The sequence below is a fragment of the Streptomyces eurythermus genome (assembly GCF_014649115.1).
Lineage (GTDB): Bacteria > Actinomycetota > Actinomycetes > Streptomycetales > Streptomycetaceae > Streptomyces > Streptomyces eurythermus.
This window is the reverse complement of sequence record NZ_BMSK01000003.1, coordinates 18,444-43,250: the sequence shown is the minus strand read 5'-3', so window position 1 is coordinate 43,250 and position 24,807 is coordinate 18,444. Positions and strand designations below refer to the sequence as shown.

General features: G+C 71.7%; 27 protein-coding genes and 1 pseudogene. 16 read left to right on the top strand and 12 right to left on the bottom strand.

The genetic code is table 11. The features are described 5' to 3' along the window. Entirely contained in the window at positions 1-255 is a 255-nt protein-coding gene (locus IE251_RS05630; protein ID WP_030612461.1) for a MoaD/ThiS family protein, read from the bottom strand. Between the two features lie 57 nt (positions 256-312). Further along, the gene (locus IE251_RS05625) at positions 313-1,173 is read right to left on the bottom strand and encodes an alpha/beta hydrolase (protein WP_189751792.1); all 861 of its coding nucleotides are present in this window, start codon (positions 1,171-1,173) and stop codon (positions 313-315) included. A gap of 182 nt (positions 1,174-1,355) precedes the next feature. Here IE251_RS05625 and IE251_RS05620 point away from each other — a divergent pair, with 182 nt between their 5' ends. From IE251_RS05620 to IE251_RS05595, 6 genes are all read left to right on the top strand, one after another. Next, a complete protein-coding gene (locus tag IE251_RS05620) occupies positions 1,356-2,135 on the top strand; it encodes a response regulator transcription factor (protein ID WP_189751791.1) in 780 nt (259 codons plus the stop codon). A gap of 84 nt (positions 2,136-2,219) precedes the next feature. After that, entirely contained in the window at positions 2,220-3,242 is a 1,023-nt protein-coding gene (locus tag IE251_RS05615; protein WP_189751790.1) for a LacI family DNA-binding transcriptional regulator, read from the top strand. Between the two features lie 122 nt (positions 3,243-3,364). Continuing rightward, positions 3,365-4,351 (top strand): S1C family serine protease, encoded by a 987-nt coding sequence (locus tag IE251_RS05610; RefSeq protein ID WP_189751789.1) that lies wholly within the window; start codon positions 3,365-3,367, stop codon positions 4,349-4,351. Between the two features lie 46 nt (positions 4,352-4,397). Further along, positions 4,398-4,625, top strand: a complete 228-nt coding sequence (locus IE251_RS05605) for a hypothetical protein (protein WP_189751788.1) — start codon at positions 4,398-4,400, stop codon at positions 4,623-4,625. A 90-nt stretch (positions 4,626-4,715) separates the two neighbouring features. Beyond that, positions 4,716-5,450 carry a response regulator transcription factor gene (locus IE251_RS05600; protein ID WP_030612487.1) on the top strand — a complete coding sequence of 245 codons (735 nt, stop codon included), beginning with the start codon at positions 4,716-4,718 and terminating at the stop codon, positions 5,448-5,450. Continuing rightward, entirely contained in the window at positions 5,447-6,907 is a 1,461-nt protein-coding gene (locus IE251_RS05595; RefSeq protein ID WP_189751787.1) for a sensor histidine kinase, read from the top strand. The genes IE251_RS05600 and IE251_RS05595 overlap by 4 nt, the downstream gene beginning before the upstream one ends. A gap of 1 nt (position 6,908) precedes the next feature. On the opposite strand, the gene IE251_RS05590 is transcribed toward IE251_RS05595, so the two are convergent. After that, positions 6,909-7,778, bottom strand: coding sequence for a helix-turn-helix transcriptional regulator (locus tag IE251_RS05590; protein ID WP_189751786.1), 870 nt, complete (start codon positions 7,776-7,778; stop codon positions 6,909-6,911). Positions 7,779-7,922: 144 nt separating this feature from the next. Between IE251_RS05590 and IE251_RS05585 the strand changes: the two genes are divergently transcribed. Together IE251_RS05585 and IE251_RS05580 are read left to right on the top strand one after the other, a co-directional pair. Continuing rightward, entirely contained in the window at positions 7,923-8,702 is a 780-nt protein-coding gene (locus IE251_RS05585) for an NAD(P)H-dependent oxidoreductase (RefSeq protein WP_189751785.1), read from the top strand. A 75-nt stretch (positions 8,703-8,777) separates the two neighbouring features. Further along, positions 8,778-10,829 carry a pectinesterase family protein gene (locus IE251_RS05580; protein WP_189751784.1) on the top strand — a complete coding sequence of 684 codons (2,052 nt, stop codon included), beginning with the start codon at positions 8,778-8,780 and terminating at the stop codon, positions 10,827-10,829. A 52-nt stretch (positions 10,830-10,881) separates the two neighbouring features. Here the strand turns inward: IE251_RS05580 and IE251_RS05575 are convergent, their stop codons facing one another. From IE251_RS05575 to IE251_RS05555, 5 genes are all read right to left on the bottom strand, one after another. Then, positions 10,882-11,241 (bottom strand): hypothetical protein, encoded by a 360-nt coding sequence (locus tag IE251_RS05575; RefSeq protein ID WP_189751783.1) that lies wholly within the window; start codon positions 11,239-11,241, stop codon positions 10,882-10,884. Further along, positions 11,238-11,588 (bottom strand): hypothetical protein, encoded by a 351-nt coding sequence (locus IE251_RS05570; RefSeq protein WP_189751782.1) that lies wholly within the window; start codon positions 11,586-11,588, stop codon positions 11,238-11,240. The genes IE251_RS05575 and IE251_RS05570 overlap by 4 nt, the downstream gene beginning before the upstream one ends. A gap of 148 nt (positions 11,589-11,736) precedes the next feature. After that, the gene (locus IE251_RS05565) at positions 11,737-11,952 is read right to left on the bottom strand and encodes a DUF397 domain-containing protein (RefSeq protein WP_229896624.1); all 216 of its coding nucleotides are present in this window, start codon (positions 11,950-11,952) and stop codon (positions 11,737-11,739) included. After that, positions 11,949-12,152 carry a DUF397 domain-containing protein gene (locus tag IE251_RS05560; RefSeq protein ID WP_189751780.1) on the bottom strand — a complete coding sequence of 68 codons (204 nt, stop codon included), beginning with the start codon at positions 12,150-12,152 and terminating at the stop codon, positions 11,949-11,951. The genes IE251_RS05565 and IE251_RS05560 overlap by 4 nt, the downstream gene beginning before the upstream one ends. Beyond that, a complete protein-coding gene (locus IE251_RS05555; RefSeq protein ID WP_189751779.1) occupies positions 12,149-12,973 on the bottom strand; it encodes a helix-turn-helix domain-containing protein in 825 nt (274 codons plus the stop codon). The genes IE251_RS05560 and IE251_RS05555 overlap by 4 nt, the downstream gene beginning before the upstream one ends. A 120-nt stretch (positions 12,974-13,093) precedes the next feature. Between IE251_RS05555 and IE251_RS05550 the strand changes: the two genes are divergently transcribed. Then, entirely contained in the window at positions 13,094-13,381 is a 288-nt protein-coding gene (locus IE251_RS05550; protein WP_189751778.1) for a hypothetical protein, read from the top strand. A gap of 369 nt (positions 13,382-13,750) precedes the next feature. Here the strand turns inward: IE251_RS05550 and IE251_RS05545 are convergent, their stop codons facing one another. Next, positions 13,751-15,532 carry a bifunctional metallophosphatase/5'-nucleotidase gene (locus IE251_RS05545; protein WP_189751777.1) on the bottom strand — a complete coding sequence of 594 codons (1,782 nt, stop codon included), beginning with the start codon at positions 15,530-15,532 and terminating at the stop codon, positions 13,751-13,753. A gap of 171 nt (positions 15,533-15,703) precedes the next feature. Between IE251_RS05545 and mshD the strand changes: the two genes are divergently transcribed. Next, positions 15,704-16,630, top strand: a complete 927-nt coding sequence (gene mshD / locus IE251_RS05540; protein WP_189751776.1) for a mycothiol synthase — start codon at positions 15,704-15,706, stop codon at positions 16,628-16,630. A gap of 226 nt (positions 16,631-16,856) precedes the next feature. Here the strand turns inward: mshD and IE251_RS05535 are convergent. Then, a pseudogene (locus IE251_RS05535) lies at positions 16,857-17,360 on the bottom strand (RNA polymerase sigma factor); the annotation flags it as partial. Between the two features lie 610 nt (positions 17,361-17,970). On the opposite strand from IE251_RS05535, the gene IE251_RS05530 reads away from it, so the two are divergent. The 3 genes from IE251_RS05530 to IE251_RS05520 are packed head-to-tail and all read left to right on the top strand — an operon-like array spanning position 17,971 to position 21,925. Continuing rightward, positions 17,971-20,337 carry an RNA degradosome polyphosphate kinase gene (locus IE251_RS05530; RefSeq protein ID WP_373301972.1) on the top strand — a complete coding sequence of 789 codons (2,367 nt, stop codon included), beginning with the start codon at positions 17,971-17,973 and terminating at the stop codon, positions 20,335-20,337. Further along, positions 20,318-21,448: a CHAD domain-containing protein gene (locus IE251_RS05525; RefSeq protein ID WP_189751774.1), complete on the top strand. Its 1,131-nt coding sequence runs from the start codon at positions 20,318-20,320 to the stop codon at positions 21,446-21,448. The genes IE251_RS05530 and IE251_RS05525 overlap by 20 nt, the downstream gene beginning before the upstream one ends. A 39-nt stretch (positions 21,449-21,487) precedes the next feature. Next, the gene (locus IE251_RS05520) at positions 21,488-21,925 is read left to right on the top strand and encodes an NUDIX hydrolase (RefSeq protein WP_189751773.1); all 438 of its coding nucleotides are present in this window, start codon (positions 21,488-21,490) and stop codon (positions 21,923-21,925) included. A gap of 274 nt (positions 21,926-22,199) precedes the next feature. Here the strand turns inward: IE251_RS05520 and IE251_RS05515 are convergent, their stop codons facing one another. Next, entirely contained in the window at positions 22,200-22,385 is a 186-nt protein-coding gene (locus IE251_RS05515) for a hypothetical protein (protein WP_189751772.1), read from the bottom strand. 109 nt (positions 22,386-22,494) lie between these two features. On the opposite strand from IE251_RS05515, the gene IE251_RS05510 reads away from it, so the two are divergent. Continuing rightward, a complete protein-coding gene (locus IE251_RS05510) occupies positions 22,495-23,355 on the top strand; it encodes an SCO4651 family lipoprotein (RefSeq protein ID WP_189751771.1) in 861 nt (286 codons plus the stop codon). Between the two features lie 117 nt (positions 23,356-23,472). Then, positions 23,473-23,634 (top strand): hypothetical protein, encoded by a 162-nt coding sequence (locus IE251_RS05505; RefSeq protein WP_189752189.1) that lies wholly within the window; start codon positions 23,473-23,475, stop codon positions 23,632-23,634. A gap of 25 nt (positions 23,635-23,659) precedes the next feature. Here the strand turns inward: IE251_RS05505 and IE251_RS05500 are convergent, their stop codons facing one another. Next, a complete protein-coding gene (locus IE251_RS05500; protein ID WP_030791897.1) occupies positions 23,660-23,968 on the bottom strand; it encodes a metal-sensitive transcriptional regulator in 309 nt (102 codons plus the stop codon). Between the two features lie 215 nt (positions 23,969-24,183). On the opposite strand from IE251_RS05500, the gene IE251_RS05495 reads away from it, so the two are divergent. After that, positions 24,184-24,804 carry a DUF47 domain-containing protein gene (locus IE251_RS05495; protein WP_030791894.1) on the top strand — a complete coding sequence of 207 codons (621 nt, stop codon included), beginning with the start codon at positions 24,184-24,186 and terminating at the stop codon, positions 24,802-24,804. Positions 24,805-24,807: the final 3 nt, after the last annotated feature.

Sequence of the window (24,807 nt, the reverse complement as noted above, 5' to 3'; positions counted from 1 at the left end):
TCACCCTCCTGCGAACGGCGGGAGCACCTCGACCGTGCCGCCCTCGGCCAGCCGTACCGTCTCATGCGCGCGGGTCCCGACGGGGTCGCCGTCGACGAGGAAGGAGCAACGCTGGAGCACGCGGGTGAGTTCGCCGGGGTGGCGCTCACGGACGGCGGCCAGCGCGCCGGCCAGCGTGTCCGCCTCGTACGGCTCCTCGGCGACCTCGGCCGCGGCCTTGGCGGCGGCCCAGTAGCGCACCGTGACCTTGGGCATCTGAATCCTCAATCGACGGCAAGAAACAAGAAAAAGTCAAAGACAGTGTGAGTCAGGCTAGCCCGCCGCGGACACCGCCCAGTCCGCGATCCGCGCCACCAGGGCGTCGTCCGCCGCGTGCTCGGCGTGGCCCATGCCCGCCTCGATCCACAGCTCGCCGTGGCCGCCGGCCGCCTCGGCGAGCATCCGGGGGTGGTCGAGCGGGAAGTAGCCGTCGCGGTCGCCGTGCACGATGAGCAGCGGTGTCGGGGCGATCCGCGGGACCGCCCGCACCGGGGAGAGCGGGACCGGGTCCCAGTCGCGGTGGTGGATGCGGGTGCGCAGGCCGTAGCGGCCGACCAGGCGGCCCTCGGGGCGGGTGACCAGCCAGTGCAGCCGGCGCATCGGGGCCGTGCCCCGGTAGTACCAGCGGGCGGGCGCGCTCACCGAGACCACGGCGTCCACCGTGCCGGGGCGCAGCGCCGCGTGCCGCAGGACCACCGAGCCGCCCATGGAGAAGCCGACGGTGACCACGCGCGCGTGCCCGAGGCGGCGGGCCCACTCCACGGCGGTGTCGAGGTCGAGCACCTCCTTGTCGCCGACGGTGGACCGGCCGCCGGAGCGTCCGTGGCCGCGGAAGGAGAAGGTGACGACCGCGCCGTGGTCGCGCAGCACGCCGGCCACCCGGCGGACGTGCGGCCGGTCCACGTCCCCGGTGAAGCCGTGCGCGATCACGAACACCAGGTCACGGGAGGGCGAAGAAGAGGCTGCCAAAGGGTCGGCAAAAGCTTCGTATACGGCGGCGCCCGGATCGTATACGGATTCGATCGGAATGCCGTCGGCAGTGCGCAGAAAAGTCCGTATAGGACCGCCTCCGCCCGTCTCACTCTTCGGACGAACGGTGGAACGCGCCACATCACCTGCCGGTCGGTTGCTCATGTGGGCTATTCTGCTGGGCAGAGGACTCGGGCAGCGTAGCCCCCGGGTCCTTTTGTGCTTTCGGAAGCGTTGTATACGAAGCGGGAAACCTCAGGTGACCGCGGGTGTACGGGGCCTTCGGGATCGCAGAGCAGTGCCCGTCCGCACAGCGTCCTCGCAGGGACCGAGGAGGAACCAGACATATGAGTTCTCTGCTGCTCCTGACCAACGCCCTCCAGCCGTCGACAGAAGTACTGCCCGCCCTCGGCCTGCTCCTGCACAACGTGCGGGTGGCCCCGGCGGAGGGCCCCGCGCTGGTCGACACGCCGGGTGCCGACGTCATCCTCGTCGACGGCCGCCGCGACCTGCCCCAGGTGCGCAGCCTGTGCCAGCTGCTGCGCTCCACCGGACCCGGCTGTCCGCTGATCCTCGTCGTCACCGAGGGCGGTCTCGCCGCCGTCACCGCGGACTGGGGCATCGACGACGTCCTGCTCGACACCGCCGGTCCCGCGGAGGTCGAGGCCCGGCTGCGCCTCGCCATGGGCCGCCAGCAGCTCGTCAACGACGACTCGCCGATGGAGATCCGCAACGGCGACCTGTCCGTGGACGAGGCCACCTACTCCGCCAAGCTCAAGGGCCGGGTCCTGGACCTGACCTTCAAGGAGTTCGAGCTGCTCAAATACCTCGCGCAGCACCCCGGCCGGGTCTTCACCCGCGCCCAGCTGCTCCAGGAGGTGTGGGGCTACGACTACTTCGGCGGCACCCGGACCGTCGACGTGCACGTACGGCGGCTGCGGGCCAAGCTCGGCCCGGAGCACGAGTCGCTGATCGGCACCGTACGCAACGTGGGTTACCGATTCGTTACCCCCGAGAAGACCGACCGGGCCGCCGACGAGGCCAAGGGCAAGTCCGCCCGGGCAAAGTCGGAGGATGCGGACGCAACCGCCGTGCCGGCCGGCGCCGAGGTGCACGCCGAGGCCTGACCGGCCCCGCGGCCCGGCCCCGCACGCCTGGCCACCTGGTGATACGCCCTGCCCAGGAGGGGTCAATCCGCGTAGACTCCGCGCGTGGCCAAGGTGACTCGGGATGACGTGGCACGGCTGGCTGGGACCTCCACCGCCGTCGTCAGTTATGTCATCAACAACGGACCCCGGCCGGTCGCCCCGGCCACGCGCGAGCGCGTCCTCGCCGCGATCAAGGAACTGGGGTACCGGCCCGACCGGGTGGCGCAGGCCATGGCGTCCCGGCGCACCGACCTCATAGGGCTGATCATCCCGGACGCCCGGCAGCCGTTCTTCGGCGAGATGGCGCACGCGGTGGAACAGGCCGCGTCCGAGCGCGGGAAGATGGTGCTGGTCGGCAACACCGACTACATCGGCGAGCGCGAGGTCCACTATCTGCGCGCCTTCCTCGGGATGCGCGTCTCGGGCCTGATCCTCGTCTCCCACGCGCTGAACGACCTCGCCGCCGCCGAGATCGACGCCTGGGACGCCCGGGTGGTGCTGCTGCACGAGCGGCCGGAGGCCATCGACGACGTGGCCGTGGTGACGGACGACCTCGGCGGCGCCCAGCTCGCGGTGCGCCACCTGCTGGAGCACGGCTACGAGTACGTGGCCTGCATGGGCGGTACGGCCGAGACCCCGGCCGTCGGCGACCCGGTCTCCGACCACGTCGAGGGCTGGAAGCGGGCCATGTCGGAGGCCGGGCTGCCGATCGAGGGCCGGCTGTTCGAGGCGCCGTACAACCGCTACGACGCCTATCGCGTCGCCCTGGACATCCTCTCCGGGCCCCGGCGCCCCCCGGCGATCTTCTGCTCCACCGACGACCAGGCGATCGGCCTGCTGCGGGCCGCGCGCGAGCTGCGCATCGACGTGCCCCGGGAGCTGGGGGTGGCCGGGTTCGACGACATCAAGGAGGCCGCGCTCGCCGACCCGCCGCTGACGACGGTGGCCTCCGACCGGTCGGCGATGGCCCGGGCGGCGGTCGACCTGGTGCTGGACGACGGGCTGCGGGTGGCGGGATCGCGCCGGGAGCGGCTGAAGACGTTCCCGTCACGACTGGTGGTCCGTACGAGCTGCGGGTGTGTCTGACCCGCAGCGATCCCCTCTTCGGCCCCCTGCGGTGCCCGTCTTTATATCGGGCAAACACGGTTCTGCCGGGCTTCTCAGCGTGCACTCAGGAAGCTCTCATGGTCACGGGGGACTCTTGTGACATGACCGAGAGCCAGGGCACTTACGAGCAGCCGTACCCTTCCTCCCCCGCCTCCCCCGCGCACGCCGAGTGGCCGCCCCCGCCGCCGTACCGGCCGGGGCCGCAGCCGGAGCCGGGGAAGAAGCGCAGGCGCGGACCGGTGGCCCTGCTCGCGGCCGTCGCGATCGTGGCGGCGGCGGTCGGCGGCGGCACGGCCTACACCGTGCAGGAGCTGACCGGCAAGGACGCCACCACCGCCGTCGGCGCCCCCGCGGTACCGACCGCCAAGCGCGGTGACGTCGCCGCGATCGCCGCCGCGGTCAGCCCGAGCGTGGTCGAGATCAACGCGACCCTCGCGGGCGGCTCCTCCACCGGCGCCGGCGTGATCATCAGCTCGGACGGCGAGATCGTCACCAACAACCACGTCGTCTCCGGCGCCTCCTCGGTGAAGGTGCGCACCAGCGACGGCAAGAGCTACACCGCCGAGGTGCTCGGCACCGATGCCTCCAAGGACCTCGCGCTGATCAAGCTGCGGGGCGCCAAGGGGCTGAAGGCGGCGGCGCTCGGCGACTCCGACGCCGTGCGGGTCGGCGACCCGGTCGTGGCCATCGGCTCCCCCGAGGGCCTGACCGGCACGGTGACCAGCGGCATCGTCTCCGCCCTGAACCGCGACGTCACCGTCTCCACCGACGAGAACCAGGGCCAGGACCAGGGCGGCGACGACCAGTGGCCGTTCCGGTTCGGCGGCCGCGAGTTCAACGGCGACACCGGCTCGTCCACCACCACCTACAAGGCGATCCAGACCGACGCCTCCCTGAACCCCGGCAACTCCGGCGGCGCGCTGTTCGACGCGAGCGGCCGGGTCATCGGCATCAACTCCGCGATGTACTCGTCCGGTTCGCAGGCGTCCTCGTCGGCGGAGGCGGGCAGCATCGGCCTCGGCTTCGCCATCCCGGTCAACACCGTCAAGTCCGACCTGGCCGCACTGCGGTCGGGCGGCACCAGCTAGACCACTCACGCGCCCAGCCGGCGCACGAGTCAGCAAGGAGCAGGTCATGATCAAGCACGTTCCGCACCGCATGGCCGAACGCGGCCCCGCCGGCCTCACCCTGGCCCTGTCCATCGTGTCCGAGCTGCATGTCCCCGTTCCGGCACCCCGCGCCCCCGAGGTGGCGACCCGGGCCGTGACCCCGGTGCCGCAGCTGATGGGCCTGCGCACCTCCGCCGCCCGCCGGCACCGCCGCAAGGTCCCGCTGCACCGGCTGAGCACGGTCCGGGCCTGACCGGCCCGCGCGTCCCTCACCGGCCCGCGTGACGTGGCACGCTGAGAGACGTCCGCAACCGTCCCACCGCACCCCGAGGAACCGCGAGCGATGAGCCCCGCCGAAGGCGACCGTGACCCCCAGCGCATCCTGATCGTCGACGACGAGCCGGCCGTGCGCGAGGCCCTGCAGCGCAGCCTGGCCTTCGAGGGGTACGACACCGAGGTCGCCGTCGACGGGGCGGACGCCCTGGAGAAGGCGGGCGCCTACCGGCCGGACCTGGTCGTGCTGGACATCCAGATGCCCCGCATGGACGGCCTGACCGCGGCCCGCCGCATCCGGGGCGCGGGGGACACCACCCCGATCCTGATGCTCACCGCCCGCGACACGGTCGGCGACCGGGTGACCGGCCTGGACGCGGGCGCCGACGACTACCTGGTCAAACCGTTCGAGCTGGACGAGCTGTTCGCCCGGATCCGGGCGCTGCTGCGCCGCAGCTCGTACGCGGCGGGCGTGTCCGCCGAGGCCCGGCAGGACGAGGCGCTCACCTTCGCCGACCTGCGGATGAACCTGGCCACCCGGGAGGTGACCCGGGGCGAGCGGCCGGTGGAGCTGACCCGCACCGAGTTCACCCTGCTGGAGATGTTCATGGCCCATCCGCGCCAGGTGCTCACCCGGGAGCAGATCCTGAAGGCGGTGTGGGGCTTCGACTTCGAGCCGTCCTCCAACTCGCTGGACGTGTACGTGATGTACCTGCGCCGCAAGACCGAGGCGGGCGGCGAGCCGCGCCTGGTGCACACGGTGCGGGGCGTGGGCTACGTCCTGAGGCAGGGCGGCGCCGAGTGAAACGTGTGCTGCGCCGGTACCGGGCGCTGCCGATCCGGGCCCGGCTGGCGATGCTGGTCGCGGCGGCGGTGGCGTTCGCGGTGGCCGCGGTGTCGATGACCTGCTGGTTCATCGTGGAACGCAAGCTGTACGACCAGGTGGACGACGATCTGCGCAAGTCGCTGAAGAACACCACGCAGCCCGACCAGGTGCTGCTGGCCCTCGCCCGCTGCACGGACACCCCGCCGTCCGACAACCCGTTCCGGGACAGGTACTCCCAGGTGGTCACCGAGGACGGCAAGGTCTGCCTGTTCGGGGGCGCCTCGGTGAAGATCGATGTCACGGAGGCCGACAAGTCGGAGATCCGGAACCTGGACGTCGGCACGCTCTACTTCCGCAACGGCACCGACAGCGAGGGCAACGACGTACGGGTGCTCACCCGGCCGCTGCTGGCCACCGCGTCCTCGACCGGCGAGCGCGGGCCCAACGTGGGCGTGCTCATCGCCATGCCGCTCAAGAGCACCCAGCAGAACCTCAACGACCTCGCGCTGATCCTGCTGCTGGTGTCGGCCATCGGGGTGCTCGGCGCCGGCGCGGCGGGGCTCGCGGTGGCGCGGGTCGGGCTGCGGCCGGTGGACCGGCTGACGGAGGCCGTGGAGCACGTGGCCCGTACCGAGGACCTGAGCGTGCGCATCCCGGTGGAGGAGGACAGCGAGGACGAGGTGGCCCGGCTGTCCCGGTCGTTCAACTCGATGACCGCCTCGCTGGCCAGTTCCCGGGACCTCCAGCAGCAGCTGATCGCCGACGCCGGCCATGAACTCCGTACGCCCCTGACGTCGTTGCGGACCAACATCGAGCTGCTGACCCGCAGCGAGGAGACGGGCCGGCCGCTGCCGCCCGAGGACCGCAAGGCGCTGCTCGCCTCGGTGAAGGCGCAGATGACGGAGCTGGCCGCGCTGATCGGGGACCTCCAGGAGCTGTCCCGCTCGGAGGGGCAGCGCGGCGAGCGGGTGCAGGTGGTCTCCTTCCGGGACACCGTGGAGGCGGCGCTGCGCCGGGCCCGGCTGCGCGGCCCGGAGCTGACGATCACCGCCGACCTGGACCCCTGGTACGTACGGGCGGAGCCGTCCGCGCTGGAGCGGGCCGTGGTCAACATCCTGGACAACGCGGTGAAGTTCAGCCCCGAGGGCGGCACGGTCGAGGTGGCGCTGCACGAGGGCGTGCTGACCGTCCGCGACCACGGTCCGGGCATCCCCGAGCAGGAACTCCCGCACGTCTTCGACCGGTTCTGGCGCTCCCCCAGCGCCCGCGCCCTGCCCGGCTCGGGTCTCGGCCTGTCCATCGTGGCCCGTACGGTCCAGCAGGCGGGCGGCGAGGTCACCCTGGCCCGCGCCGAGGGCACCGGCACGGTGGCCACGGTCCGCCTGCCGGGCGCGCCGACCCCGCCGCCGGAGGACCCTCAGACGGCGGCCTGCTGAGTCAGGCCCCGTCCGCCGCCTGCTCCGTCCGGTCGGCGACCGGGGCACCCGGGGCTTCCTGGGCGGTCGCGCCGAGGCTGGCGAGGAGCCGCAGGTTGTCGTGGGCGGCGGTGCCGGGGGCGGCGGACTGGACGATCAGTTCCGTGCCGGTGACGTCCGGGAGGGCGAAGTTCTCCTGGTGCAGTTCCAGGTGGCCGACCGCCGGGTGGTGGTACGCCTTGCGGCCGTGGGTGCGGGTGCGGACGTCGGCGCGCGCCCACAGCTGCCGGAAGCGTTCGCTGTGCATGGCGAGTTCGCCGATGAGGGCGGCCAGTTCCCGGTCGCCGGGGCAGCGGCCGGCGGCCAGCCGCAGATGGCCGACGACGTCGAGGGTGCAGTTCTCCCAGTCGGCGAACAGCGCCCGTCCCTCCTCGGTCAGGAAGAGGTGCCGGGCGATGTTCAGGCCCTCGGCCGGCCGGCTGTAGATCATGTCGCCGAGGCGGTTCGCGGCCAGCACGGTCAGCCGGTGGTCGATGAGGAACGCGGGGGCGTCGGTGATCAGTTCCAGGACCCGCAGCAGCTCGGGGCGCGGCCGTGCCGAGGTGGCCCGCCGGGGCTCGCCCACCACCCGGCGGGCGAGCCGGTGCAGATGCTCGCGCTCCACGTCGTCCAGGCCGAGGACCCGGGCGAGCGCGTCGAGGACCTGCACCGACGGCTGCCGCGCCCGGCCCTGCTCCAGCCGGACGTAGTAGTCGACGCTCACCCCCGACAGGTGCGCGACCTCCTCGCGCCGCAGCCCGGTCACGCGGCGGCGGGAGTCGGGCCGGATGCCGACGCTCTCGGGGCGGACCCGGGCTCGCCGTGTGCGGAGGAAGTCGGCCAGATCGTCCATCGCTCCAGTATCCGCGCGGAACGGCCCGGCTGGGTGGCCCCGCCAGTACCAGGAAGTCCGGTCCGACGGAGGAGGCGCCCCTGAATCGCGCCGCCGGATCCCGCCAGGATCGAGGGCATCCCGACCCGAGGAGCAGGAGCAGTCATGAAGGTCTTCATCGTGCACGCCCACCCCGAGCGGCGGTCGCTGAACGGCGCGCTCACCGACATCGCGGTGGAGACGCTGACCGGCGCGGGGCACGAGGTGCGGGTCAGCGACCTGTACGCGATGGGCTGGAAGTCCGAGATCGACGCGGACGACTTCGCCGGTGCCGCCTCCAGCCCGCTGGACGTGGTCCACGACTCCGGCCGCGCCTACGAGTCCGGCGCGCTGTCCGCCGACATCCGGGCCGAGCAGGAGAAGCTGCTGTGGGCGGACACCGTGATCTTCCAGTTCCCGCTGTGGTGGTACTCGATGCCGGCGATCCTCAAGGGCTGGGTGGACCGGGTGTTCACCTACGGCTTCGGGTACGGCGTCGGCGAGCACAACGAGGTCCGGTACGGCGACCGCTTCGGCGACGGCACCCTCAAGGGCAGGCGCGCCATGCTGTCGGTGACGGTCGGCGGCCCCGAGTCCCAGTACTCCGACCGCGGTATCAACGGTCCCATCGAGGACGTGCTGTTCCCGATCCAGCACGGCATCCTCTTCCACCCCGGCATGGAGGTGCTGCCGCCGTTCGTTCTGTACCGGACGGTACGGATGGCTCCCGAGGTGTTCGCGGACGCGGCCGAGCAGTGGAAGAAGCGGCTGCTGACCCTGGAGGACACCGACCCGGTCCCGTACCGCCGCCAGAATTACGGCGACTACGAGATGCCGTCGATGCGGCTGCGCGAGGGCCTGGAGCTCCCGGGCCGCACGGGCTTCGGCCTCCACACGGCCGGCTGACCGCCCGGCAACCTTTCCGCGTCCCGCGGCGACTCCGGTGTGGCACCCCCACACGGACCACATCTGGAGTCGCTCATGAGCACTCGCACTCCCCGTCACCGCAGGAGCCGTGCCGCGTTCGCGGCCGGGCTGCCGCTCGCGCTCGCGGCGGCGGGCGGACTCGGCTACGGCCTGCTCGGCCCCGGCGGTTCGTCGGGCGCCTCGGCCGCGACCGCCGTACCGGCGTGGGCCACGCAGGCCGCCGACGGGTTCGCCTCGGTGAACGCGCTCGGGCAGAACGGCACGTACGGCGGGCGCGGCGGCGAGATCGTCACCGTGAAGACGCTGGCCGACCTGGAGAAGTACGCCACCGCCGACAAGCCGTACATCATCGTCGTGGCCGCCGCGATCACGATGGACCCGGTCGGCAAGGAGATCAAGGTCCGGTCGGACAAGACCATCATCGGCTCCGGGACCTCGGGCCAGATCGTCGGCGGCGGGTTCTTCCTCGGCGAGGGCGTCCACAACGTGATCATCCGGAACCTGACGATCCGGGACGCGTACCAGGGCGTCTGGAACGACAAGGAGCACGACTACGACGGCATCCAGATGGACGGCGCCCACCACGTCTGGATCGACCACAACGACATCCGGCACATGGCGGACGGGCTGATCGACAGCCGCAAGGACACCACGTACCTGACCGTGTCCTGGAACCGGCTCGGCCAGGAGAACAAGGCGTTCGGCATCGGCTGGACCGAGAACACCACGGCGGACATCACGATCCACCACAACTGGATCCGCGAGACCGAGCAGCGCAACCCGTCCACGGACAACGTGGCCCACGCCCACCTGTACAACAACTACCTGGTGGACGAGCCGGGCACGACGATCACCTCCTCCTACGGCAACTACGCGCGCGGCAACACCAACATGTTGCTGGAGAACTCGTACTTCCAGGGCGTCAACAACCCGGTGATCAAAGACGCGACCGCGACCCTCGTCCAGCGCGGCAACGTCTTCTCGGGCACGAGCGGCCGCAACGAGAGCGGGGGCACGGGCGGCTCGTGGGACCCGAGGAGCTACTACGCGTACACCCCGGACAAGGCGGCGGACGTCCCGTCGGTGGTGAAGTCGGGCGCGGGCCCGCGCGGTTCGCTGGGCACGAGCACGACTGTCGCCAAGGCGGCGGCGACCACGCTGACCGTGGCCAAGGACGGCTCGGGCCAGTACACGACCGTCCAGGCGGCGGTGAACGCGGTCCCCGCGAACAACGCGTCCCGAGTGGTCATCGCGGTGAAGCCCGGCACGTACCGGGAGACGGTCAAGGTCCCGTCGAACAAGCCGCACGTCACCATCCAGGGCACGGGCGCCAGCCGCAAGGACACGGTGATCGTCTACAACAACGCGTCCGGCACGCCGAAGCCCGACGGCTCGGGCACGTACGGCACCGGGGGCAGCGCGACCGTGGCGGTGGAGGCCGACGACTTCCAGGCGCGCAACCTCAGCATCACGAACGACTTCGACGAGGCGGCCCACCAGGACATCGCCCAGCAGGCGGTGGCCCTGCGCACGGCGTCCGACAAGGTGTTCCTGGACGGGGTGATCGTGACCGGCGACCAGGACACCCTCCTCCTGGACACGGCGTCGAAGGACCGCCTCGGCCGGGTCTACATGACCAACTCCTACGTGATCGGCAACGTCGACTTCATCTTCGGCCGGGCGACGGCGGTGATCGACAAGTCGGTGATCACTCTGAAGAAGCGGTGGAACGGCACGTCGGCGGGCTACGTCACAGCTCCTTCTACGGCCGCGAACCGCAAGGGCATCCTGATAGCCAACTCGACGGTTTCGGGGGACGTCTCCGACCGCACGTTCTACCTGGGCCGCCCCTGGCACGCCGGCGGCGACGCGACCCTGGACCCGCAGACCACGGTCCGCAACACGTCGTTGAGCGCGGCGATCAAGACGACTCCCTGGACCGACATGAGCGGCTTCTCCTGGAAGGACGACCGCTTCGCCGAGTACAAGAACACCGGCGCGGGCGCGGGAGCAGCGAGCACGGACCGCCCCCAGCTGACCGACGCGCAGGCCGCCGACCAGGAGATCGGTGACTGGCTGGGCGACTGGACTCCTTCGGCGTCCTGAGGTTTCGGGTACTCCGGCCGCCGCGTGGTCCTGCGGAGCGGCGGCCGGGGTCCTACTCCTCCGTTGGCGGCGCCTCAGCCGGTTCAGTGCCCAGCCAGAAGAGTTCCTCCACCACGATCTGCGGATCTTCCATCCGCCGTACAAAGACGTACCTGAGCCAGCCGTTCCCGTCGTCGAAGAAGCACATGTGGCGCCCCTTGGGGTCGGAGGACCGGTCCGGCAGCACCTTCATGCCGTCGGGGAGATCAGCGTCCGCTTCGATACCCCGGAAATACGGATCCTTCGCCGTGACCAGTTCGGCGCGCACGGCGTAGACCATGTCTCGTGCATGTGCGGGTAGCGCTTCGAGCTCGGCCAGAGCACTGAGCCGCCAGTCCATCTGCCAGGGCGGCCCCATGAAACCTTCAGTCACTCCCCGGGCTCCAGCTCTCGCACCCGGTAGTAAATCTTCGACGCCTCTTCGAGGAGAGCCTTGGCCTCGTTGATGTCAGTGCACTCGTACGCTGCTCGGTGCTCGAGTTCACGTACGTGTGCGTCCAGCTTGGGGTCACGGGCGATGGCGTACGCCCCCCACCAGCGAGTCATAAACGCTTCCGCAGGAGTCGGGTCATACGCGTCAGCGATCGCCCACTTCCAATGCTCCTCGAAATCGGGGAGAAGATCGGGCGTGTGCTGGGCAATGGCCTGGCGCAGCGCACTGGGGGTCCGCTCGGGCATGGGAGGGATGATCGGATCGCGGTCGCTGGCGTGGGTGGCCATGATCGATGTCCTCCTTCGACGCGTCGTGTCTACGACCATAACCGCCTGGGCACCTTCCGCATTGGTAGTTCGTACCCGGTCGTCCATTCGACCGGGAGACCAACCATGTGGGGCTACGCGACCCGACACGCAGAACTTCCGCCCCACGTCACCCGAACGTGTGCCCGCCCCTCCCGCGCTTGATCCCGTCCACGAACCCGACCCAGGAAGCGGCCGAGAGGACCAAGGGCGGGGAGGCGGGGGTTTTGCTGTCGCGGACGGGGACGAGGTGGGGGTAACCGTCCGCAACTTCTACGCAGTCGTTGGCGCCGCCTTCGCTGTAGCTCGACTTGCGCCAGGAGGCGGTGGACAGGTCGGGGGTCACAGGGACTCCTTCACACCGGCTACGAACGCGGACCAAGACGCGGTGCCGAAGATCAGGGCGGTGCCTGCGGGGACCTTGCTGTCGCGGACCGGGACGACGCCGGGGTAACCGTCCGCCACCTCAACGCAGTTGTTGTCTCCGCCGTCGCTGTAGCTCGACTTGCGCCAGGTGGCGGTGCTGAGGTCGAGGGTGCGGTTCATGATCCGTGCTCCTCCAGTACGTCCCTGATGAAGGCGAGCGAGTCCGACGGGGACAACGCCATGTCTCGGAGGCGATCGTAGGACAGTCTGTGTCGCAGAACACCGTCTGGTTCCTCGGTCAACTCGCCCCGCGTGCTGCCTTCTACGTAGGCAACACCACTGGCGTCCTTCTGCCACAGCAACGTCAGCGACGCATGCATGTGGTGATGCAGCCCGGCGGCGAAGGGCAGCACCTGAAGCGTCACGTTAGGCAGCATCGCGACGGACTCTATGCGGATCAGCTGCTCTTTCCAGGTCTTCTGCACGGCCGCGGGACGCCGGAACGCGTACTCGTCCATGATGATGCGGACGCTGGGCTCTGGCTTCTGCCACAACAGGTACTGCCGTCCGACTCGGGCCGCGACCTGCTCCTCGATCCAGTCGTCCCCCTCCAGCATTGTCTGGGGCCCGGACAGCACCTCCCTGGCGAAGTCCTCGGTCTGAAGAAGCCCAGGCACTCCAGGCGAGAACTTCCACATGATCCTGGCCGTAGCCTCCAGCTTCATGAACTCCTTGTACTGGTCCTTGAAGGCGTCCAGGCGCGCAGCCTTCCAGTGGCCGACCAGCAAGGAACCCGTGCCGTAGTAGCTGTCCAGGTCCTCCATCACCGTCACCTTGGACAGGCGCTCGCCGGACTCCAGGCGGCTCAGGTAGCTCTTGTCGTAGCCGGTGTCCTCGGCCAGTTGGCCCAGGGACTTGCCGGCCTTGTCGCGCAGCACCTTGAGGGTCTGTCCGAGGATGGCCCGTCCGGACACCGGCCCCGGGTCAACGTTCTCGCCCACGTAACCCCTCCCTGTTGTCCCTGCTCACGGACAACACAGCAGCTCTTCCGCAGCGTACTCGCCGTCCGTGACGATCGTGGCACGAACCGTAATCGTCACCACCCACAACGGAGACTTCTCATGGCCGAGTTGCGCCTGCTGCCCTGGACGAGCCCCGAGGGCAAGCCCTGCTACCTCAGTGCGGACCACGACGACAGCCGGCTGTCCCGGCTCGCCGACGACGTGGAGGCGGCGCAGCTGCGGTCGGGCGAGCAGGTGCTGGCCGGCGCGAGGGCCGTGCTCGCGGACCGGGCGGCGGGTGAACGCGCCGTACGCTTCGCGCTGACGCGGGCCGGCGAGTCCCTGGAGGAAGTCCTCCGCATCGCCCACAGCAGGGGCGCCCGCATCCCCGCCGCGTACGAGCGCTGACGCGTCGTGCACGCCCGGCCCCCCGCCACGGTCTACCGTGGACTCCCAGGCACCCCCACCGTCCCAGCCGGAGAAGAGAGCGCGATCATGGCCCACGAGGCGTGCGACTCTGCAGCGGCTCCCCGACTGGCTGAAGACCTTCGAGCGGGACTGGCTGAGCGCGGCGGCGGAGCTCGACACACGAGCAGGCCCAGGTGAGCGCGTACTCGATCAGGTACGTGGAGCGTGCGGCCCGGCGCAGAGCGTTCACGGGCGGCTTCATCACCTACATCGTGTCGAACCGGCACGTGGTGATCAACGTGATCGACCTGGTCGCCCTCCGGCCTTGTCCACAGCTGTGGACAAGGCCAGAGGAAGAAAACGCAGGGCCTACTTGGTGATCGTGATCCGGTTCGCCGCCGGAGGCGCGAGCGGGGCCGACGGCGTCGAGTTCGCCGTCAGGTACTTCACCAGGGCCGCCAGATCATCCGTGCCGACCAGGGGGTTCTTGCCCTGGCCCAGGGACGGGAAGCCGTCGCCGCCGCCCGCGAGGAAGGCGTTCATGGCGACGCGGTAGGTGGCCGCCGGGTCGATGGGCGCGCCGTTCAGGCGGATGGAGTCGGTGACCACGCGGTCCGCGCCGGACTTCGTGAGGTCCAGGGTGTAGGTGAGGCCGGCCGAGGGCTGGAGGATCCGCGGGGCCGCCTCGTTGGGGCCGCTGACCTGCTCCTTGAGGGCCTGGACGAGCTGCGCGCCGGAGAGGTCCACGAGGTTGACCGTGTTGGAGAACGGCTGGACCGTGAAGCCCTCGGCGTAGGTGACCACGCCGTCGCCCTCCGCGCCCTTGGCCGCGTAGGTGAGGCCCGCCCGGACGCCGCCGGGGTTCATCAGCGCCAGGCTGGTCCTCGGGTCGAGCTCACGCCCGTAGGCGAGCTGCGCGTCGGCCACCAGATCGCCCATCGGGGACTCGGTGCCGGTGTTGCCGATGTCGCCGGAGATGTAGCCGATGGGACGGTTGCCGATCGGCGCGGCCAGGGTGTTCCACTTGCCGATCAGGTCCGTGATGTCCTGCGCCTTGGGGACGTCCCGCGTGACCACGTGGTTGGCGGAGTTCACCGCCGTCCGCACGATGTCACCCGTCCGGCGGTCGTACGTGAGCGTGGTGTCGGTGTACAGGCGGCCGAAGGAGGACGCCGACGTGACCATGCGGGGGCGCCCCGACGGGTCCGGGACCGTGCAGACGTACGCCTGGTGGGTGTGCCCGGTGACCAGCGCGTCCACCGCCGGGGTCACGTTCTTGGCGATGTCCACGATGGGGCCGGAGATGCCGTCGCCCGCGCCCGGCGAGTCGCAGTCGTAGTTGTAGGAGCCGGAGGCCGGGTAACCGCCCTCGTGGATCAGGGCCACGATGGACTGCACGCCCTGCCGCTGGAGCACCTTGGCGTACTTGTTGATCGTCTCGGTCTCGTCCTTGAAGGTGAGGCCCTTGACGCCCTCGGCGGAGACCACGCCCGGAGTGCCCTCCAGGGTGACGCCGATGAAGCCGATCTTGACGCCGTTCTTCTCCCAGACCCAGTAGGGGCTCAGGACCGGCTTGCCGGTCTTGTCGTCCTGAACGTTCGCCGCCAGGTAAGGGAAGTCCGCGCCCTCGAACTCCTGGTCCGTGTAGCAGCCGTCCTTGGGGTGGCAGCCGCCGTTCTGGAGACGGGCCAGTTCCCGCGCGCCCTCGTCGAACTCGTGGTTGCCGACCGACGTGACGTCCAGATCCAGCTTGTTCAGCGCCTCGACGGTGGGCTCGTCGTGGAACAGGCCCGACAGCAGCGGGGACGCGCCGACCAGGTCGCCGCCGGCCGCCGTCACCGAGTACGGGTGGCCCTTGCGGGCCTGCCGCAGGTGGGTCGCGAGGTACTCGACCCCGCCCGCGTCGATCGTCTTCGTCGTGCCGTCCGGCTGGAGTTCGGTGACCCGGCCGGAGGAGCCGGACGGCGGCTCCAGGTTGCCGTGCAGGTCGTTGAACGACAGCAGCTGGACGTCCTGGTAACGGGAGGGGCGGTGGCTTTCGTGCGCGTCCGCCGGGAGCGCGGTGGCCAGCGCCGCCGCCGTGGCGAGACCCGCCGCGGACGCGAGGAAGGCGTAGGTACGGCGTCTGGTGCGCCGGGGTACGGCTGACATGGAACCCCCCTGTGGGTCGGCTGTGGTGCTCGGCGCAGCCTAAAGTCAACGCGCGTAGAGAGACAGGGGGTTCAGGTCACAACCTGGTTTCCCTTCGACACCGCCCGCCCCCGCTGCCTTCGCCGCCGGTATGCCGGGACTTCGCCCCGGGCGCCCCGTACTCTCGTACGCATGAGCAGCGACGACACCGTACGGGGCTTTTCCGCCCGCTCCATCGAGACCCACTCCGCGCTCACCCCGGACCAGGGCGAGGCCGTGCTGCGCCTGCTCGGCGAGGCCGCCCGCGCCGACGGGCAGCAACCGGTGTCCGAGCAGGGCCGGCTGCACCTGCGCGGCGGCTCCCGCGAGGGCGTCTCGCATCTGCTGCTGACGGTCGGCGGCGAACTCGCCGGCTACGCCCAGCTGGAGGACACCGACCCGGTGGAGCCGCCGGCCGCCGAACTCGTCGTCCACCCCGCGCAGCGCGGACACGGGCACGGGCGGGCCCTCGGCTCGGCCCTGCTCGCCGCCTCCGGCAAGCGGCTGCGGGTGTGGGCGCACGGCGGACACCCCGCCGCCCGGCACCTCGCCCAGGTGCTGGGCCTGACGCTGTTCCGGGAACTGCGCCAGATGCGACGGCCGTTGACCGACCTGGAGCTGCCCGAGCCGGTGCTGCCGGAGGGCGTGAGCGTGCGGACCTTCGTGCCCGGCAAGGACGACGCGGCCTGGCTCGCGGTGAACGCCGCCGCCTTCGCCCACCACCCGGAGCAGGGCTCGCTGACCCAGCGGGACCTGGACGACCGCAAGGCCGAGCCGTGGTTCGACCCGGCCGGGTTCTTCCTCGCCGAGCGGCGCGGGGAGCTGATCGGCTTCCACTGGACCAAGACGCACGCCGAGGAGGGCCTCGGCGAGGTCTACGTCCTCGGGGTGCGCCCCGGCGAGCAGGGCGGCGGCCTCGGCAAGGCCCTCACCACGGTCGGGCTGCGCCACCTGGCCGCCCAGCAGCTGCCGACCGCGATGCTCTACGTCGACGCCGACAACAAGGCGGCGGTGACGGTGTACGAGCGGCTGGGCTTCACCGTCCACGAGACCGACCTGATGTACCGCACGGAGACGTGAGCACCGCGTCAGTCCGAGCGCCGGGGCCTTGGCGACCGGCGCCGGAAGGGGCGTCGCAGCGGCTCGTGGAGGGTCCCCAGCCACACCGCGCCCGCCGCCGCCAGCAGCCAGGCCCAGTGGTCGTGGGCCGTGGCCCAGCGGGGATCCCCGGCGGGCACGAACAGGGGCCAGTCGTCCGGCAGCAGCAGCGGGGCGAGCAGGGCGGCGGCCAGCAGCGCCGTGGCCGCCGGCCGGCCCGGGTGCGGGTCGTCCGAATCCCGAGCAGGTCGGCCGCCTCCTGGGTGGTCAGCCCGTCGATGACCGTCGCCTGGAGCACCGCCCGCAGCTCCGGGGAGAGCCGGACCAGCGCGCCCGCCAGGTCGCCGTGCTCCACGCCCGCCAGCACCCGGTCCTCGGCGGACACCTCGTCCCGGTGGCGCAGCCGGGCCAGCGCCTGCCGCAGCCGGCCGCGCGCGCCGTCGCCGCGCTGGGCGTCCACCAGGCGGCGGGAGCCGATGCGCCACAGCCAGCCGGCCACCTCGCCCTCCTGGCGGTAGCGGGCCTTGCCCCGCCAGATCGCGAGGAAGGTCTCCTGGACGATGTCGTCCACGACCCCGGCGTCGGCGCAGCGTCCGCGCAGCCGCGCGGTCAGCCACGGCGCGTACCGCCGGAACAGCTCCTCGAAGGCGTGCCGGTCGCGGTCCGCCGCGATGGCCCGCAGCAGCTCCGCGTCGCTTCTCGTCTCGCTCACATCTCCTCATCGGACGGGACCCGCCGAACGGTTCACACCGGTCACGATCGGCTTCCGGACCTTCCCTCCCGCCCCGCGTGGACCACCCAGGAGAGCAGACGGGCCCCGGTACGGAGAGCACCGGCCGCCCCTGCCCGGACGGGCGGCGGCCGCCGGGGCCGGAGCCCGGGCCCGAGAAGCAACGGGTCACGCCCGGGCCGAGGAGCGACGGGCCGCGGCCGGCTCGGAGCTCCGGGACGGGTACGTGTACGGCCCGTGCGCTTCGGCGGGGCCGCCGGAGCCCGCTCCCGCCGGCCGGATCCGTCCACACCGTGCGCGCGACCGGGGCCGCGAAGAGACGGGCGGACCCGGGCGAGCACCGGGCCGGGGAGGGCGCCGGGAATCGCCGCACACCGGGGCCGGGCCGAGGAGCGAGGAGCCGGGACCGTGCACGGGGAGCGACGGGACGGGGACGGGGCCGAGAAGCGGATCGGGGCTGCCCCGCACCCGCCCCACCGCTCCCACGGCCGGCCGTCCGGCCTCGGCCCGCCCCCCTTCGGGCCGCTCCCCGCTATCCCACACGTCATGTCGCCGTAACCATTGATTCAGCCTGGCTTGCGACGCTCGGCCAATGACACCCGTCGTGCCAGAGCCTTCGCCGCCCCCCGAGGGGCCCGCCGCGGGCAGCGGAACCGTGCGGCTCCCGCCCGCGCGTTCCGACGCGCCCGTGTCACCCGCGGCGGGGAAGAATGGGTTCATGAGGCAGCACGAGACCCAGGCCGAGGCCCCGCACACGCCGCAGCCCCCCGTGGGCTCCCTCGCCGCGCACCGGCAGCGCGCCGTGTCCACCGCCGTCTCCGGTCTGGCGCCCGACCTCGACGCGGACCTCGACGCGTACGAGGAGACCCAGGCCGTCGGCGCCCCCCTGCCCCAGGGACGTTTCCTCGACCGCGAGCGCAGCTGGCTGGCCTTCAACGAGCGGGTCCTGGAGCTGGCCGAGGACCCGGACACCCCGCTGCTGGAGCGCGCGAACTTCCTCGCCATCTTCGCCAGCAACCTGGACGAGTTCTTCATGGTCCGGGTGGCCGGCCTGAAGCGCCGCATCGCCACCGGGGTCGCGACCAAGTCCGCCTCCGGGCTCCAGCCGCGCGAGGTGCTGGAGATGATCTGGGCCCGCTCCCGGGAGCTGATGGCCCGGCACGCCGCCTGCTACCACGAGGACGTCGCCCCCGCGCTCGCCGAGGAGGGCATCCACCTGGTCCGCTGGCAGGAGCTGACGGAGAAGGAGCAGGCCCGCCTCTTCACGCTGTTCCGGAACCAGATCTTCCCCGTCCTCACCCCGCTGGCCGTCGACCCCGCGCACCCCTTCCCGTACATCTCCGGGCTCTCGCTGAACCTGGCCGTCGTCGTGCGCAACCCGGTCAGCGGCCACAAGCACTTCGCCCGGGTGAAGGTACCGCCGCTGCTGTCCCGCTTCCTGGAGGCATCCCCGGGCCGCTACGTCCCCATCGAGGACGTCATCGCCGCCCCCAACCACCTCGAAGAGCTGTTCCCGGGCATGGAGATCCTGGAGCACCACGCCTTCCGGATCACCCGCAACGAGGACCTGGAGGTCGAGGAGGACGACACCGAGAACCTGCTCCAGGCCCTGGAGAAGGAACTCATGCGGCGCCGCTTCGGCCCGCCGGTGCGCCTGGAGGTCGAGGAGTCCATCGACCGCGAGGTGCTGGACCTGCTGGTGCGCGAGCTGAAGATCTCCGAGGCCGAGGTGTACCCGCTGCCCGGCCCGCTGGACCTCACCGGCCTGTTCCGGATCCACTCGCTGGACCGGCCGGAGCTGAAGTACCGGAAGTTCATCGCCGGCACCCACCGCGACCTCGCCGAGGTGGAGTCGGCGTCCCCGCCCGACATCTTCGCCGCCCTGCGCGCCCGGGACGTGCTCCTGCACCACCCCTACGACAGCTTCTCCACCTCCGTGCAGGCCTTCCTGGAGCAGGCCGCCGCCGACCCGGACGTCCTCGCGATCAAGCAGACCCTGTACCGGACCTCCGGCGACTCGCCCATAGTCGACGCGCTCATCGACGCCGCCGAGTCCGGCAAGCAGGTCCTCGTCCTGGTCGAGATCAAGGCCCGCTTCGACGAGCACGCCAACATCAAGTGGGCGCGCAAGCTGGAGGAGGCCGGCTGCCACGTCGTCTACGGCCTGGTCGGGCTGAAGACCCACTGCAAGCTGTCCCTGGTGGTCCGCCAGGAGGGCGAGGTCCTGCGCCGCTACAGCCACGTCGGCACCGGCAACTACCACCCGAAGACGGCCCGCCTCTACGAGGACCTCGGCCTGCTCACCGCGGACCCCCAGGTCGGCGCGGACCTCTCCGACCTGTTCAACCGGCTGTCCGGCTACTCCCGCCGGGAGACCTACCGCCGGCTGCTGGTGGCACCCAAGTCGCTGCGCGACGGCCTGGTCTCCCGCATCCACAAGGAGATCCAGCACCACCGCGCGGGCCGGCCGGCCTTCATCCGGATCAAGGTCAACTCGATCGTGGACGAGGCGGTCATCGACGCCCTCTACCGCGCGTCCCAGGCGGGCGTGCCGGTGGACGTATGGGTACGCGGCATCTGCGCGATACGCCCCGGTGTGACCGGCCTGTCGGAGAACATCCGGGTCCGCTCCATCCTCGGCCGCTTCCTGGAACACTCCCGGGTGTTCGCCTTCGGCAACGGCGGCGAACCCGAGGTGTGGATCGGCAGCGCCGACATGATGCACCGCAATCTCGACCGCCGGATAGAGGCCCTGGTCCGGGTCGTCGACCCCGGCCACCGCGCAGCCCTCAACCGGCTGCTGGACACCGGCATGTCCGACACCACCGCCTCCTGGCACCTCGGCCCGGACGGCGAGTGGACGCGGCACGCGACCGACGGGGACGGCGGGCCCCTGCGCAACGTCCAGGAGATGCTCATAGACGCCCGGAGGCGCCGGCGTGGCACAGCAACACCTTGACCAGACGGACCCCACGGCCGAGGCGGTGGCGGGGGACGCCCTCGCGGACTACCTGCGCGCCCAGGCCACGGAGTTCCTCCGCGCCCTGCGCCTGCACCGGGAGACCGGCGGCAACGGCGGGAGCACTCCCCCGCGCGCGGGTACGGGCGGCGCGGGCGACGGCACGCGGGAGTCCGTCGACGCGGCGCGCGCCCTGCGCCGCTCGGCCCGCCGCATCAGCGGCAGCCTGCACACCTTCCGCCCGCTCCTCGACCCCGACTGGTCCGAGGAGATCCGCCCCGAACTGGCCTGGCTTTCCGGCACGCTGGGCCTGGAGCACGCCTACCAGGCCCGCCTGGAGCGGCTGCTGCTGGCGCTGCACCGGTTGTCCGGGGTGACCGCGCTGCCGGTGCAGACGGTCGACGCGATGGCGGTCGGCGGCCGTGTCCTGCCCGGGAAGACGGCGAACCCCGGCGGGCCGGCGTACGCCACGGCGCCGACGGAACGCGGCACCCTCACCGTCGGCGCGGCCAAGGCCGGTGCCCTGCTGGAACGCCAGCTGACCCTGGCCCGGACCAGGGCCCACTCCACGGCGCTCCAGGCCCTCGGCTCCTCCCGCTTCCACGCGGTGGCCGACAAGGTCGCCGTGCTGGCCAGCGAGGTCCCCCTCACCCCGGCCGCGCCCGGCACCGAGCTGGGCCCGCTGGCCGCCGCCGCGGAGGAGCGCCTCACGGACGCCGTGGCCGCGCTGCCCCTGGTCACCGCCGGCCACCCCTACAACGCGGAGGCGCTGGTCCACGGCCTGTCCCCGGAGCCGTCCCCGCATCCCCAGGACGGCCCCTGGCACCAGGTCCGGCTGCTGCTGCGGCTGTACCGGTACGCCCGCGAGGTGCTGCACGGCGGTGACGCCCCGCTGGACGTACGGCTGCTGACGGCCGGGCAGGCGCTGAACCGGCACCGGGACGCCTCGGAGGCGGCAGCGGCGGCGGCCCAGGCGGCCCGTACGCCCCGGATCACCCCGGCCACCGCCTACGCCCTCGGGGTGCTCCACGCCGACCAGCGGCACGAGGTGGAGGCGGCCCGGTTCGCGTTCCAGCAGGCCTGGCAGAAGCAGACCGTCACCGCGCCCTGAGCCGGAAGGAGTCGCGCCCTGAACCGGAAGGAGTACGGCGTGCCCGACAGCGTGGTCCAGGCGGCCGGCTGCGTCCTGTGGCGCCGTTCGCCGCTCACCGGCGCCCTGGAGGTCTGCCTGGTGCACCGGCCCAAGTACGACGACTGGTCGCACCCCAAGGGCAAGCTGAAGCGGGGCGAGGACCCGCTCGCCGGGGCGCTGCGCGAGGTCGCGGAGGAGACCGGGTACACCGCCGATCCCGGCGCGGAGCTGCCGGCCGTCTGCTATTCGGCCGACGGCCGCTTCAAACGGGTGCGGTACTGGGCCGCCGAGGCGGTTTCCGGCCACTTCACACCGAACGACGAGGTCGACCGCGTCCTGTGGCTCGCCCCGGCCGCGGCCCGCACCCGCCTGACCCAGCCCCGGGACCGGGAGCTGCTGGACGCGCTCGCCCCGGCGGACCATGGGGAACGACGGGACCGGGACCAAGCGGACTGAGACCAGGCCCTCCCGGCGGGACCACGGGCACCGGCGAGAACGCCGGCACCGAGCCCGCGGCCTCCCGCCCGTCCGGGAAGGACGAAGGCGACCGAGGGACCCCGCCCGGCCTCGGCCGCCGAAGACGACAGGACGGCCGGCACGCGAGGCCGAACCGCTGCCCCCCGGCCCGGCCGGTCGGGGAAGGGCACAAGGCCGACATGGTCCAAACCGCGGCCTCCCGCCCGGACCCGGAGGCCGGGGAAGACCGGGCGGCCGAGGTCACCCCGGGCGGTCAGCCGGCCGCCGTGTGGGTTTCCGCGTCCGTGCGGGCCTGGCTGCGGGCGCGGCGGGCGGGGCCGCGCCAGCCGCAGGTGCAGCGGGCCACGCAGAAGCGGCCCTGTTCGGTCGTCGTGGTGCGGTGTTCCTGCCCGGACCGGGCGTGCTCCGGCCCGTCCTGCTGCGCCGAGGTGAGTGCCACACCGGCCACCGTACCGAGCGCGCGGCCGGCGTGACGACGCCTGCCAGCCGTCGTTATCCGGACGACAGGGGGCCCGTGACGGACACTCCGGCTTGGGGGTAGGCAGGCGATGGATCGGCGGCAGCACAGGCGCGCGGGCAGGACGGTCGCCGCGACGGTCATCCTCCTCGGCCTCGCGGCGGGCGCCTGCGGCTGTTCCGGCAGCGGGGCCGCCGCCGAGGACGTCAAGGGCGCGGACGACCCCCTGGGCGCGCTGCACCGGGCCGCCCGGGCGCTGCGGGACGCGGGCAGCTCCAAGGCCGGCACCTCCATGGAGATGGCCACCGGCGGCACCCGCGTCACCATCCGGGGCCGGGGCGTCTACGACTACCGCCGCCGCCTCGGCCGGCTCACCGTGATGCTCCCCGCGGACCCCACCGGCGCCGCCGGACACCGGCCCATCACCGAACTCCTCACCCCCGGCGCGCTGTACATGAAGAACCGGGGCGCGGGCGTGCCCGCCGACAAGTGGGTGCGGGTGGAGACCGCGACGCTGTCCGACGGCAATCTGGTCACCGGCGGCGCCACCGACCCGTACGTGGCGGCGGAGCTGCTGCGCGGGACCCGCGAGGCGACCTTCGTGGGCCGTACCGAGGTGGCCGGGACGGCCGTACGCCACTACCGGGGCACCGCCGATCTCGGCCACGCGGCCCGGTACGCCTCGGCCGGGAACCGGGCGGCGCTGGCCGCGGCGGCGAAAGGGTTCGCCACGGCCCGGGTGCCGTTCGACGTCTACCTGGACGACCAGGGCCGCATCCGCAAGCTCCGGCAGCGCTTCAGCTTCTCCAACGGCCACGCCAGGGCCACCGTCGCGGTCGCCTCCACCCTGCTGCTGTACGGCTTCGGCACGGCGGCGGACATCCGGCTGCCGGCCCCGGCGGACATCTACACGGGCCGGGTCGCCGGGGACGAGCCCGGCGAGAGCGGCTGATTCCGGCCAGTCACTAGTACCAGACGTCCCTTTGTAAGTAGCCCGTCCGTGCCATGCGCGGGGTGCGGGCCACTGCCTACCCTAGGAGGCGGTGACGGCAGGGAAGAGGTGAGGCGGGTGGCTCCGGTCGGCGGCACGGCGGTTCAGGACCACGTGGCCCTCGCCGAGATCGAACTCTGCGGAGAGCTGATCATCGCGGCCTCGGCCGCCGAGGACCGGCTCAGCCTGGAGAGCATCGACGAGGTGCTGCGCGTCGCCGAGGAACGCGATCCGGCCTGAGCCCGGCCCGTACCGCCCCCGTCGCTCAGGTGCGCAGCAGGCGGGCGATCGCCTTCGTCGCCTCGTCCACCTTCGCGTCGATCTCGTCGCCGCCCTTGAGGGCCGCGTCCGCCACGCAGTGCCGCAGGTGCTCCTCCAGCAGCTGGAGCGCGAAGGACTGCAGGGCCTTGGTGGAGGCGGAGACCTGCGTGAGTATGTCGATGCAGTAGGTGTCCTCGTCCACCATCCGCTGCAGACCGCGGATCTGCCCCTCGATGCGGCGCAGCCGCTTGAGGTGCTCGTCCTTCTGCTTGTGGTAGCCGTGCGTGGCGCCGGCCTCGGTCGTCGTCGTCATCGCGGGCCTCCGTCTCGGGACGAGCTGCGGACAAAAGGGATAGATACCCCTACTGGGTATATGGTAACGAACTTTGCGGGGTAAGGGGGCCTTCGTACGCCCCTGTGCTCATCACCGCGCCCGATGGGCGACACTGGGATGCGGCCCGTTAGCCGTGGCCGGATGATGCGCCTAGCATCAGCCTGACCGAAACCGAAGCACCCCGAGGACCCCACGTGCGCTTTCGTCTGACCCCCAGGGAGACGAGCTTCTACGACATGTTCGCCGCGTCCGCGGACAACATCGTCACGGGCTCGAAACTCCTGATGGAACTGCTCGGGGCGGACCCCTCCGCCCGGGCCGAGATCGCAGAGCGTATGCGGGCCGCGGAACACGCAGGTGACGACGCCACGCACGCGATCTTCCACCAGCTGAACTCCTCGTTCATCACGCCGTTCGACCGGGAGGACATCTACGCCCTCGCCGGTTCCCTGGACGACATCATGGACTTCATGGAGGAAGCCGTCGACCTGGTCGTCCTCTACAACGTCGAGGAACTACCCAAGGGCGTCGAGCAGCAGATCGAGGTCCTGGCCCGCGCGGCGGAGCTGACGGCCGAGGCCATGCCGAACCTGCGCACCATGGACAACCTCACCGAGTACTGGATCGAGGTCAACCGGCTGGAGAACCAGGCCGACCAGATCCACCGCAAGCTGCTCGCCCACCTCTTCAACGGCAAGTACGACGCCATCGAGGTGCTGAAGCTCAAGCAGATCGTGGACGTCCTGGAAGAGGCGGCGGACGCGTTCGAGCACGTGGCGAACACGGTGGAGACCATCGCCGTCAAGGAGTCCTGAGGC